The 11,489-nt window shown below is 75.3% G+C and carries 9 protein-coding genes; 4 read left to right on the forward strand and 5 right to left on the reverse strand.

Features of this window, described 5'->3' with window-relative positions; translation table 11 throughout:
- The first annotated feature begins 57 nt into the window (after nucleotides 1-57).
- The 3 genes from O2W15_RS11465 to O2W15_RS11475 are packed head-to-tail and all read left to right on the forward strand — an operon-like array spanning nucleotide 58 to nucleotide 4,168.
- A complete protein-coding gene (locus O2W15_RS11465; RefSeq protein ID WP_269179521.1) occupies nucleotides 58-2,457 on the forward strand; it encodes a phosphatase PAP2 family protein in 2,400 nt (799 codons plus the stop codon).
- Complete coding sequence (locus tag O2W15_RS11470) at nucleotides 2,454-3,515, forward strand: lysylphosphatidylglycerol synthase transmembrane domain-containing protein (RefSeq protein ID WP_269164328.1); 1,062 nt, start codon at nucleotides 2,454-2,456, stop codon at nucleotides 3,513-3,515. The genes O2W15_RS11465 and O2W15_RS11470 overlap by 4 nt, the downstream gene beginning before the upstream one ends.
- Nucleotides 3,512-4,168: a phosphatase PAP2 family protein gene (locus O2W15_RS11475; RefSeq protein WP_269179522.1), complete on the forward strand. Its 657-nt coding sequence runs from the start codon at nucleotides 3,512-3,514 to the stop codon at nucleotides 4,166-4,168. Before O2W15_RS11470 ends, O2W15_RS11475 begins: the two co-directional genes overlap by 4 nt.
- On the opposite strand, the gene O2W15_RS11480 is transcribed toward O2W15_RS11475, so the two are convergent.
- The 3 genes from O2W15_RS11480 to O2W15_RS11490 all read right to left on the reverse strand — a co-directional run bounded on the left by O2W15_RS11480 (nucleotide 4,113) and on the right by O2W15_RS11490 (nucleotide 6,572).
- Complete coding sequence (locus O2W15_RS11480) at nucleotides 4,113-5,735, reverse strand: sensor histidine kinase (RefSeq protein ID WP_269179523.1); 1,623 nt, start codon at nucleotides 5,733-5,735, stop codon at nucleotides 4,113-4,115. The genes O2W15_RS11475 and O2W15_RS11480 overlap by 56 nt on opposite strands.
- A gap of 124 nt (nucleotides 5,736-5,859) precedes the next feature.
- On the reverse strand, nucleotides 5,860-6,285 hold the full coding sequence (locus O2W15_RS11485) for a DUF302 domain-containing protein (protein ID WP_269164325.1): 426 nt from the start codon (nucleotides 6,283-6,285) through the stop codon (nucleotides 5,860-5,862).
- Nucleotides 6,282-6,572: a hypothetical protein gene (locus O2W15_RS11490; protein WP_269164324.1), complete on the reverse strand. Its 291-nt coding sequence runs from the start codon at nucleotides 6,570-6,572 to the stop codon at nucleotides 6,282-6,284. Before O2W15_RS11490 ends, O2W15_RS11485 begins: the two co-directional genes overlap by 4 nt.
- Before the next feature lie 168 nt (nucleotides 6,573-6,740).
- On the opposite strand from O2W15_RS11490, the gene O2W15_RS11495 reads away from it, so the two are divergent.
- Complete coding sequence (locus O2W15_RS11495) at nucleotides 6,741-9,341, forward strand: cation-translocating P-type ATPase (protein WP_269179524.1); 2,601 nt, start codon at nucleotides 6,741-6,743, stop codon at nucleotides 9,339-9,341.
- 9 nt (nucleotides 9,342-9,350) lie between these two features.
- Here the strand turns inward: O2W15_RS11495 and O2W15_RS11500 are convergent, their stop codons facing one another.
- Both O2W15_RS11500 and O2W15_RS11505 read right to left on the reverse strand, forming a co-directional pair.
- On the reverse strand, nucleotides 9,351-10,349 hold the full coding sequence (locus tag O2W15_RS11500) for a zinc-dependent alcohol dehydrogenase family protein (protein ID WP_269164322.1): 999 nt from the start codon (nucleotides 10,347-10,349) through the stop codon (nucleotides 9,351-9,353).
- 70 nt (nucleotides 10,350-10,419) lie between these two features.
- Nucleotides 10,420-11,415: a universal stress protein gene (locus O2W15_RS11505; protein WP_269164321.1), complete on the reverse strand. Its 996-nt coding sequence runs from the start codon at nucleotides 11,413-11,415 to the stop codon at nucleotides 10,420-10,422.
- Between the last annotated feature and the right edge of the window lie 74 nt (nucleotides 11,416-11,489).

The following is an 11,489-nucleotide window of genomic DNA, read 5'->3' on the forward strand; positions in this document are numbered from 1 at the left end:
GGGACCGGGGCCGGAAGACCCTGCTGACCGCCGTCCCCGGCGCGGTGGACTGACGGCATGGTCGTCCACCTCCTCCCTCGCCGGCAGTCGCCCGCGGCCGACGTCCCGACCGCCCCGCAGGCCGCTCCCCGGCCGCACCGGCACGCCGGGGACCTGGTGCGGGTCGGGCTCGGGCTCGCAGTGCTGGGGATCGGCTTCCTGATCGCCCGGCGGGGTGAGATCTCGCTGGTCGAACGCGACCTCTTCCGGCTCGTCAACGACCTGCCCACGCTCCTGATGCCGGTGGTCTGGCTGGTCATGCAGCTGGGCAACGTCGTCGCGGTGCCGACCCTGGCGGCGGTCGCCGTGCTGGCCCGGCGGTTCCGGCTGGCCCGCGACCTGGCCGTCTCCGGCGCCCTGGCCTACCTGGTCGCGGACCTGGTGAAGGGCATCGTGCAACGCGAGCGGCCGATCGGGCTGCCGGTGGGAGACGTGCTCAACGAGCAGGTGACCGGCCTGGGCTTCATCTCCGGCCACTCCGCCGTCGCGGCCGCCCTGGCCACCGCGGCCGCTCCGCACCTCTCCCGGCGCTCCCGACGGGGGGTGTGGGCGCTGGCCTGGACGGTGGGCCTGGCCCGCATCCACGTCGGCGCGCACCTGCCGCTGGACGTCCTGGGTGGGCTCGCCGCCGGCTGGGCCATCGGCTCGCTGGTGCACTGGCTGTTCGGGGTGCCCCGCTGGGAGCCGCCGGTGGACCGGGTGGCGGCGCTGCTGTCCCGGTTCGGGCTCCCGGTGGACGACCTGCGTACGGCCGGCGTGCGCGCGATGAGCTCGCATCCCCTCACCGGCCGTACCGAGGGCCGCCCGGTCTTCGTGAAGGTGCTGGACCCCGACCGCTACGAACGGGACTGGCTGTACCGGGTGGCGCGCTGGGTGGCGGTCCGGGACGTCAAGGACGCCGATGCGCTGGCCCCGCTCGGACAGCGGGCCGAACACGAGGCGGTGGCCGCGCTGACCGCCCGGCAGCGGGGCGTCCACGTGCCGGCCGTACTGCTGGCCCGCGGCGACGACCGGGGGGCAGTGGTCGTGCAGGAGCTGCTCCCCGGCCGACCGCTGGACGAGCTGTCGCCCGCCGAGCTCACCCCGGAGCTGCTGCGCCGAGTGTGGGAGCAGGTGGCGCTGCTGCACCGGGCCCGGATCGCCCACCACGACCTGGTCGCCGCCAGCGTCCTGGTCGATCCGGACGGGCAGCCGTGGCTGCTGGACTTCGGCAACGCCCAGGTCGGCGCGGACGCCGACGCGCTGGCCGGTGACGTCGCCGAGCTGCTCGCCTCGCTGGCGGGCAGCACGGACGTCGGGGTGCTGGTCCCCGCCGCGGTGTCCGCCCTGGGTGCCGACGCGGTCGCCGGTGCGCTCCCGGGCCTGACCCCGCTGTCCCTGTCGGCCGCGACCCGGACCCAGCTGCGCCGGCGGGGTACCGGGCTGACCGAGCTCCGGGCCAGGGTCCGGGCCGAACTCGGACTGCCGGACCCCGACCGTCCCGGCGCCCTCCGGGTGGGCGCCCCGGCGCGGTCCGCGGCGGTCGGCGCGGCGATCGTCGTCTTCGCCGGGTTGATCGCCATCGCGGGCCCGACGGGGGTGTTTGAGTCCGTCGAGCGCGGCGGGTGGCGGTGGCTCGGCGGGGCGTTGGCGTTTGCGCTGCTGGGCCGTGCCGCGGTGGCGGCCGCGGTGCTGGTCAGCGTGGAACGGCGGATCGCCCTCGGCCGCGCCTTCGGCGCCACCATGTCCACCGACTGCGCCAGCGTGCTGCGCGGCCGGCCCGGCGGTCGTCAGGTCGCCGCGCGCTTCCTGGAGGACGCCGGGGTGCTGCCCCCGACGGCGGAGCGGGCGACCGTGCGAACCGCCCAGGGCGCTGTGTTCGGGGCGGTCCTGGTCGCAGGCACCGCCCTCGTGCTCGGGCTGATCGAGGGCCGTCTGTCCGACTGGCGGGCGCCGGAGTCCTCGGTCCCGGTCGCTCTGGTCGGGGCGGGCGCGCTGCTGCTGGTGGTCCTCGGCCAGCTGCTGACCCGGCACGACCACCAGCCGGCACCGGGGCCGCGGCTGCTGAGGAGGGGAGCACCCCACCCGCTCGGCACCGCCACCCACGCAGTCCGCTGGATCGCCCTGACGGGCTGGTCGGCGGCCGGCATCGCACTGGAGGGTGCAGCCCTGGCCGCAGCGCTGCACGCGGTTGGCGCAGACGTCCCACTGCTGGCCAGCACCACGGTCTACGCCCTCCTGCGGCTGCTCTGGGTCCTCGTGCCCGAGCTGTCCCTGCCGGGAGCCGGCGAGGTCCTCCTCCTGCTCGCGCTCACCGCGCTGGGTGCCCCGCTGCCCGGCGCCTGCGCCGCCGTGCTCCTGTACCGGCTGCTCACCTTCTGGCTGCCGGTCGGCGGAGGGGCGCTCCTGATCAGCGCCCGACGACACGGTCCACGATGACCGGCGGCCTCCGGCGGGCGTGCACCAGCCCGGCGGCGCGGGCGACGCTGAGCCTGCTCGTGGTCGCCGTCGTCTTCGCCGGCGTGCTCCCGCACGTGGGTGACTACTCCGCGGCCTGGGACCTGGTGCTCGCCCTCACCTGGGTGGAGACCACCGTCCTGGCGGCGGTGGCCCTGGTCAACCTGGTCTCCTACGCGCCGCTGTGGGTGATCGCACTCCCCGGCCTGCGCTGGTGGCGGGCGCTGATGACCGACCAGGCGTCCACGGCGGTCAGCAACACGGTGCCGGCCGGCTTCGCCTTCGGGGTGGGCACGACGGCGGCGATGCATCACTCCTTCGGCCACTCCCCCGCCGAGATCACCCGGGCCGTGGTCGTGACCGGCATCTGGAACAACTTCGTCAAGCTCGGGACGCCGGTCGTGGCGTTGTCGGCCCTCGCGTTCACGGGTGACGCGAACCGCGCGCTGGTCGTCGCCGCCGTGCTGGGCGCCGGCGTGCTCGCCGTGGCCATCGGCCTGCTGACCGCCGTCCTGGTCCACCGGGAGGCCGCTATCGGGCTGGCCGGTGTCGCTGAACGGATGGCCCGGCGGTGGTCGGGCCGGCTCCGGTACCGGGAACCCCATGGCTGGGTCGCGCGGGTCGACCGGTTCCGGGCCGACTCCCGGACGCTGCTGCACCGTCGGTGGACCGCCTTGACGCTGGCCGCGATCGGCAGCCACGCAGCACTGTTCCTGCTGCTGCTCACCACGCTGCGCTGCGTGGGCGGGGCCGGCGCCGACGTCTCCTGGGCCCGGGTGCTGGCGGTGTTCGCGCTGACCCGGCTGGTCACCCTGGTGCCCATCACGCCCGGGGCGCTGGGCGTGGCCGAGCTGAGCTACGTGGCCGGGCTCACCACCGTGGGGGTGGGTGCCGCGGCGGCGACCGGTGCCGTGCTGATCTTCCGGTTCCTCACCTGGTTCCTGCCGATCCCCTCCGGCGTGGTCGCCTGGGTGCTGTGGCGGCGGGGCCTGGGCCGGCTGCCCGACCCCGCGGGCGAACCGGCGCTGTCGATCCGGTGAGGACACCCGTCCGCCGTCGGCGCCGGGACGCGGCGGTCGCCGCGGTGGCCCTGGCCGGCACCGCGGTCTGCTGCTGGGCGGTGGCGTCCGGCCGGGTCGGTGAGGCGGAGCTGGCGGTGTTCCGGGTCGTCAACGGCTGGCCGGATGCCTGGCGGACCCCGCTGTACGGGTTCCAGCTGCTCGGCGTGCTGGGCATGCCGCTGCTGGTCGCCGTGCCGGCAGCGGTGCTGCGCCGCTGGCGGCTCGTGCTCGCGCTGGCCGCCCTGGTCCCGGTGAAGCTGCTGGTCGAGCACGGCGTGCTCAAGGCACTGGTCCAGCGGGAACGTCCGGGCACCACCATCCCGGGCGCGGTGCTGCGGGACGTGCCCTCGGCGGGGCTGTCGTTCCCCTCCGGACACGCGATCATCGCCTTCGGCGTCCTCATGCTCCTCACGCCGTACCTGAGCCGGCGCTGGCAGGCCGTCGTCCTGGCGCTCGCGGTGTTCAACGGCGTCGCCCGGGTCTACCTGGGTGGCCACGCGCCCCTGGACGTCATCGGTGGAGCGGCCGCCGGCGTGACGATCGCCGCCCTGCTCCAGCTGGTCGTCGGCGTACCGGTCAGCGGCGGGGCACCCACCAGTACTGCGACGTCCCGGCCGGTGTCGCGGCGCTGACGGTGGCGGTGCCGCCGAGCCGCTCCGCCCGGCGGCGCAGCTCGCCGCACACGTCCCCGGCCTCGTCGGCTCCCTCGGCGTCGTCGTCCCGGACGTGGACGACCAGGCCGTCGCGGTCCTCCATCACGTCAACCGCCGCGGTCCTCGCCCGTCCCCGGCGGGCGACGTCCAGCAACGCCACGCGGACGACGTCCGCCACGTCCTCGGCCAGGTCCTCGGCCAGCCGCCCGGCGCGCAACCCGGCGAACCGCACGTCCGGCTCGAACCCGAGGACCGCTCCTGCCTCCGCGATGGCGTCGAGCAGCTGGTCCCGCGGATCGACCCGAGCCGCGACGGTGCCCAACGGGAAGACCGTGCCCCGGATGTGGTTGATCGTCCTGTCGATGTCGTCGACGGTGGCCCGTACCCGCTCGGCCGCCCGATCGTCCGGCAGTGCGGCGAGCAGCCCCTGCAGCGACAGCCCGATGCTGAAGAGCCTCTGGACGACCGTGTCCTGCAGGTCCGTGGCAATGCGTTCCCGCTCATCCAGCACGACAGCACGCTGCTGCTCGGCCCGCGCCTCGGCGAGCTCGATCGCCACCGCCGCCTGGTTGGCAAAGCCCGCGGCCATCTCCACGTCGGTGCCGGAGAACGCCGGCCGGCGTGGCAGCCGCGCGGCGCACAACACCCCGAGCGCCGTGTCCTTGCCGCGCAGCGGGACCGCCAACACGCTGCCGACCTCCGGTCCGGTCCAGGGCAGCGCGCCGGGCTCCTCGTCGAGGGTGTCGTCGGTGACCGCGATCGGCTCACCTCCGGCGAGGACGCGGCCGAGCAGGGTCCCGGCCAGGGGGACGGGCCGGCCCTCGACTGCGATGCCCTCCGCACCGACGAGGACCTCGACGCGGAACTGCCGGTCGCGGTGCCCGCCCTGGTCCGGCCGCAGGACGGCCACCACGTCGGCCCCTGCCACGTCCCGGCAGCTCCGCGCGACGAGGTCCAGGGCACTGTCGCCACTGGCCGTGCCGGAGAGCAGCTCGCGCGTGATCGCCGCCGAGGCCTGCAGCCACTCACCGCGGCGACGGGCCGACTCGTACAGCCGGGCGTTGTGGATCGCCACGCCGGCGGTCGACGCGAGCGCCTGGGCCAGCTCCCGGTCCTCGGCGGTGAAGCCCCCGCGGTCGCTGTCCTCGAGGTGCAGCGTCCCGATGGCGTCGCCGAAGACTCGGATCGGCACGTCCATGCCCGCATCCGGCCGTGCGCAGCCCCGGCCGGTGCTGCGAACGGCCGGCCGAGCGCGCGTGCCCGCCGGGGATTCGATCTCCAATGTGGCGCTGCGCGCGCCGAGCAGGTCCCGAGCGGCCTCGACCGTCCGGTGCACGACGGTGCTGGCCGTGAGGTCCCTGGTGACGAGCTGGTTCGCCCGCAGTAGCCCGCGCAGCCGGCCCTGGGTGCCGATCACCTCCTGCGCCCGGTCGACCAGCTGCACCAGGAGCTGGTCCAACTCGAGCCGGGGACGGTCCGGGAAGGAGAGCCGTGGCTCGTCGTCCCGCCGCGGCCCCGGGACGTCCGGGTCATCGCGTTCCGCCATGGGAGCCTCGAGGTCCTCGTCCCGCACCGCACTTCTCGCGGTGGTCCGGACCCTAGTCGGACGGCTGCGTCCGCGGCCAGGGACGGTCGCGGGCGACCGACCGCCGACGACCGGGAGGTCCGGCTCAGCCCCCGGCGACTGCGTCCAGGGCTGCGCGCAGGCGGTCCCGCACCTCCGCGGCCATCGGCTGTAGGGCTGCCTGCCCGGTGACCCCCACCAGCACGGACGGCTCCAGCGTGGACACCAGCGTCCCGCCGTCCGGGACTGACCGGACGACGACGTTGCAGGGCAGCAGCAGGCCGAGGTCGGGCTCGATCAGCAGCCCCTGGTGCGCCAGCCCCGGGTTGCAGGCGCCCAGGACCAGCTGCGGCGGCAGCTCCACCCCCAGCTTGGCCTGCAGCGTGGCAGCGATGTCGATCTCGGTCAGCACCCCGAACCCCTGATCGGCGAGCGCGGCCCGGGTGCGTTGGACGGCATCCGCGAACGGGACGTCCACGCGGACGCCCATCCCGAAACCCGTGGTGCGGATCGCACCGGCGTCCCCGGTCACCACTGCACCTCCGCCGAGCCGCGCTCCGCTGCAGCGGGGCGCACCAGCTCCCCGATCTCCAGCCGGGCCACCCGCAGGTCCCGGATGTCGGCACGCCGTACCGTCAGCCGGCCGACCCGGGCCATCCCGATCGTCACCGCACCCACGGTCAGCGCACCCATGGCGAACGACCCCGCTGCCAGCGCTCCGGCCGCTCCGGCGCCCGTGGCCACCCGCCGGGCCGCCACCCCCTGCACGGACACCGACCCCGAACACGGTGCCCTCCTCCTGCCCATCCTGGCGTCCATCGGGTCCTCCTCCGTCGTCGTCCGGGCGCGAGGGATCGCGCCCAGGCCGACTCTGCGGCCCATGGATCCGTCAGCACACGGTCCTTGGTCCCTGTCCCCACGGCCGGTGGGCACGCAGGGTCAGGTCACCCGGCGGCTGCCCGCCGGAGAGGAACGGGAGGAACGGTGGTGGACCGGATCGAGTTGACCGGGGAGCGTCCGATCGCAGCACCAGGAGGCCTGACCGGCGCCGAGGTGGCCGAGCGCCGGGTGCCCGGCGGCAACCGGCTGCCTGAGCAGGGCGCACCGTCCCCGGTGCGCCTGCTGGTCCAGCAGTTCGTGCACTTCTTCGCCCTGCTGCTGTGGGGTGCCGCCGTCCTAGCCGTGGTCGGGGGGATGCCACAGCTCGGTGTCGCGATCGTCGTCGTCGTCCTGCTCAACGGGGGCTTCGCCTTCGTCCAGGAGCACCGGGCGGACCGCGCTGCGGAGGCGCTGCGCGACCTCGTCCCCCACCGGGTCACGGTGGTCCGTGACGGGCAGCGGCAGGAGGTGGATGCCGTCGACCTCGTCGTCGGTGACCTGGTGCTCTTGGAGGCCGGGGACCGGCTGGCCGCCGACCTGGTGCTCCACGAGGTGCACGGCCTGCGGATGGACGAGGCGATGCTCACCGGGGAGAGCGAACCGGTCGACAAGGCCGGCGGGGACAGCGGATCGGCCGGCTGCTTCATCGTGGAGGGCGAGGCATCGGCCACCGTCACGGCCATCGGCGGCGACACCCGACTGGCCGGCATCGCCACGATGACGCGCTCCGTCCAACGGGCGAAGACCCCGCTGAGCCGGGAGCTGGACCGGGTCGTCCGGACGATCACCGTGCTCGCCGTCGGCGTGGGCGTCGGCTGCTTCGGGATCGGTCTCCTCCTGGGTCTACCGGCCGGCGAGGGGTTCCTGTTCGCGGTCGGGGTCACCGTGGCGCTCGTCCCCGAGGGGCTGCTGCCCACGGTCACCCTGTCCCTGGCCCGCGGTGCCCAGCTGCTCGCCAGGGAGCAGGCGCTCGTGCGCCGGCTCGAGTCGGTGGAGACGCTCGGGTCGACCACCTTCATCTGCACGGACAAGACCGGCACCCTCACCCAGAACCGGATGGCGGTCGTCACGGTCTGGACCCCCGCCGGGCGCGTCGAGGTGACCGGCGTCGGTTATGAACCGACCGGTGAGGTCACCGGGCCGGCCGCGGCCATCGAGGCGGCACGGGGGCTCGCCCGCGCCGCGGTGCGCTGTTCGACCGGGCAGATCCGGGAGTCCGAGGACGGGTGGACCGCATCCGGGGACCCCATGGAGGCGGCGCTGGACGCCCTCGCCCGCCGGGTCGGTGCCCCGGCCCCCGACGGCGAGCCCGCCACCCGGCGGTTCCCCTTCGATCCTCGGCGGCGACGGATGTCGGTGCTGGCCGGCGGTGAACTGTCCGTCAAGGGCGCCCCGGACGCGGTGCTCCCCCGCTGCACCACCGCCGCCGACGCCGCCGAGGAGGTGGCCCGGCTGGCGGCGGGCGGTCTGCGGGTGCTCGCCGTCGCCGTCCGGACGGTGGACCTGCCGCCCACCGCCGACGCCGACGAGGCCGAGCAGGAACTGCAGCTGCTCGGGCTGGTGGGGTTCGAGGACCCACCTCGAGCCGGGGTCGGCCCTGCGCTCACTGAGTGCCGGCGCGCCGGCATCCGGGTCGCCATGATCACCGGCGACTCCGGTGCCACCGCGACCGCCATCGCACGGCAGGTCGGGCTGTGGCAGGAGGGTTCCAGCCGCATCGTCCAGGGCGCGGAGCTCCCGCCGGACGACGCGGCCCTGGGCGCGCTGCTCGACCGCGACGGGCTCGTGGTGTGCCGGGTCGCCCCGGAGGACAAGCTGCGCATCGCCCAGGCGCTGCAGGCGCGTGGCCACGTGGTGGCGATGACCGGCGACGGCGTGAACGACGGGCCGGCGCTGCGGGCCGCCGACGTCGGGGTGGCCATGGGCCGCAGCGGGACCGACGTCGCTCGCCAGGCCGCCGACCTGGTGCTGCTCGACGACCACTTCGCCACCATCGTGGCCGCGGTGCGCCAGGGGCGGACGACGTTCGCCAACATCCGCCGCTTCCTCACCTACCACCTGACCGACAACGTGGCCGAGCTCGCCCCCTTCCTGGTCTTCAGCGTCACCGGGGGCGCCGTCCCCCTGGCGATCGGCGTGCTGCAGGTGCTCGCCCTGGACATCGCCACCGACCTGCTGCCGGCCCTGGCCCTGGGCGCCGAGCCGTCGACCCCCCGCGTGCTGGACGGCCCGCCACCCCGGCGCCGCCTCGTCGACCGGCACCTGCTCACCCGTGCACTGGGGCTCCTCGGCCCGGTGGAGGCCACGGTGGCGATGACCGCCTTCCTGACCGTGCTGGTGAGCGCAGGCTGGAGCTACGGCCAGACCGCTTCCGGCACCGCGCTGGCCACCGCGTCCGGCGCGGCGTTCACCGCGATCGTGCTCGGCCAGTTCGCCAACGCCTTCGCCTGCCGCAGCAGCACGCGGCCGGCCTGGCGGCTGGGCTGGCGGAGCAACCCGCTGCTGATCGGTGCGGTGGTCGTCGAGCTGGTCGTGCTGGTCGCGTTGCTGGCGATCCCCCCGGTAGCCGAGCTGCTGGGCCACCGACCGCCGTCCCTGCTCGGCCTGGCCATCGCGGGGTGTGCGGTGCCGGCCGTCCTCGCCGCGGACGCACTCGCCAAGGTCCTGGGGGCGCGACGGGGCACGGAAGGGCGGCGGGCAGGTCGGTGAGCCGACCGATCAGGCGTGCAGGACCGCGGCGCCGCTGAACCGGCCGTCGGCCAGGTCCGCGAGCGCGATCTGCGCCTGCGCCATCGGGTAGCCGACGGTCGTGGCGTGCACGCCCAGTCGGACCGCCAGCTGCAGGAACTCCCCGCCGTCCTGCCGGGTGTTCGCGGTGACGCTGCGCAGCCGCCGCTCCTGGAACAGCTCGGTCGCGTAGTCGAGCGCCGGGACGGCGGACAGCCAGATCCCGGCCACCGCGAGGGTGCCGCCGCGGTCCAGGGCGCGCAACGCCGCCGGCACGAGGTCCCCCGCCGGGGCGAAGAGCACTGCGCCGTCCAGTGGCTCCGGTGGCGCGTCGGTCGGTCCACCGACGGAGTCGACGCCCAGCCGCTGCGCGAGGCCGCGATTGTGGACACCGCGGGTGAGCACGTGGACGCGCATCCCCTGGGCCAGCGCGACCTGTGCGGTGAGGTGCGCGCTGCCGCCGAAGCCGTAGATCCCCAGCCGCCCACCCGGTGGCACGTCGGCGCTCCGCAGCGCCCGGTACCCGATGATCCCCGCACAGAGCAGCGGCGCCGCCTGCTCGTCGGTCAGCGCTTCGGGCAGCCGGTAAGCGAACCGCTCGTCGACCAGACAGAAGTCGGCGAAGCCGCCGTCGACGTCCCACCCGGTGAACTCCGGGTGCAGGCACAGGTTCTCCGCCCCGCGCCGGCAGAACCGACAGGAGCCGTCCGTCCGCCCCAGCCACGGCACGCCGATGCGGTCCCCGACGGCGAGGTGCTCGACACCGGAGCCCAGCGCGTCCACGAGGCCGACCACCTCGTGGCCGGGCGAGACCCGCGGCCGGCGTGGCGGCAGCTCGCCCGCCGCCAGGTGCAGGTCGGTGCGGCAGACCCCACAGCACCGCACCCGGACCCGCACCTGGCCCTGCCCCGGCTCGGGCACGGCCCGTTCGATCCAGCTCAGCGGCCCGTCCTCCATCGGTCCCGGACGGTCCACGACCCATGCCTGCACGCCGGCTCCTCCCCGGACCAAGGACCGGGCGGCCGACCCGTGTCGGGTGACGGGCCGCCCGCTGGAACAGTCAGTGCGCGGCGGCGGCCAACGTCGCCGGTGCCGACCGCGCGTCCGCCTCGGCCGGCGGGTGCACGACCATGACCGGGCACCGGGCGTTCACCACGCAGTGCAGCGCCGCGGAGCCGAGCACCATGCCGGGGAGGCGGTTGCGGCTCCGACTGCCCACCACGAGCAGCTCCGCGCCTGCCGCCCGCTGGACGAGAGCGTCACCCACGGGCCCCTCCACCGTGACCACGCGGGCCGAGACGACGGGCTGGTCACCCAGTACCTCGGCGACCTCGTCCTCAGCCCGGCGTCGCACCGCGTGCTGCAGTTCCGGCAGCGACTCGCCCAGCACGACGGACATCTCGCTCCAGTAGTTCGGCAGCTGGAAGGCCGCAACGGCCTCCACCTCCGCGCCGCTCCGGGCCGCCGTCGCGACCGCCTCCACCAGCGCCGCCCGCGATGCCACGGAGCCGTCCACCCCGACGACCACCCGCGGTCGGGTCGAGGTCACCTCCGACGGGTGCACCACGACGACCGGGCAGGCAGCGTGGGTCGAGCAGTGCAGCGCGACTGAACCGAGCAGGGTGCTGCGCACGCCGCCCCGTCCCCGGCTGCCGACGACCAGGAGGCTGGCCCCGTCGGCGATCCGGACCAGGTGCTCGGCCGCCGCACCGGGGACGACGACGACCTCGACGACGACCGAGGGGCTACCCGGCACCGACGCCACGGTCAGCTCCCGCCGAACCGCCTCCACCAGCTCCCGCGTGCGTGCCTCGGTGTCCGAGCGGAGCGCCTCGATCCGCCCCCGGTCCAACAGATAGGGATCGGTCCAGTAGAAGTCGATGGGGAACGCCGAGACCACCTCCAGTGCCGCCCCGGTGCGCGCCGCGGTCCCCAGCGCCCAGACCAGTGCGGCACGTGCGCCTGCTGACCCGTCGACGCCGACCACCACCCGTGGTTGCCGGGGGACGATCCCGGATCCCTCGGGTCGGTCGGTGTGCTTGGTCCCATCGCCCACGACGGCCTCCTCTGCCTCTGTCCGCGGCACTCGCCGGGTCGGTACCCAGGGTGTCCGGACTGCCGACCCGGCGA

Origin of the sequence: Modestobacter sp. VKM Ac-2979 (assembly GCF_026967995.1) — a bacterium.
Taxonomy (GTDB): domain Bacteria; phylum Actinomycetota; class Actinomycetes; order Mycobacteriales; family Geodermatophilaceae; genus Modestobacter.

What these genes read in the sequence shown, in the direction of transcription:
- O2W15_RS11490 (WP_269164324.1), bottom strand. Translation starts at nt 6,572, where the DNA reads ATGGACGCCAGGATGGGCAGGAGGAGGGCACCGTGTTCGGGGTCGGTG.
- O2W15_RS11465 (WP_269179521.1), top strand. Translation starts at nt 58, where the DNA reads ATGGTCGTCCACCTCCTCCCTCGCCGGCAGTCGCCCGCGGCCGACGTC.
- O2W15_RS11480 (WP_269179523.1), bottom strand. Translation starts at nt 5,735, where the DNA reads ATGGCGGAACGCGATGACCCGGACGTCCCGGGGCCGCGGCGGGACGAC.
- O2W15_RS11470 (WP_269164328.1), top strand. Translation starts at nt 2,454, where the DNA reads ATGACCGGCGGCCTCCGGCGGGCGTGCACCAGCCCGGCGGCGCGGGCG.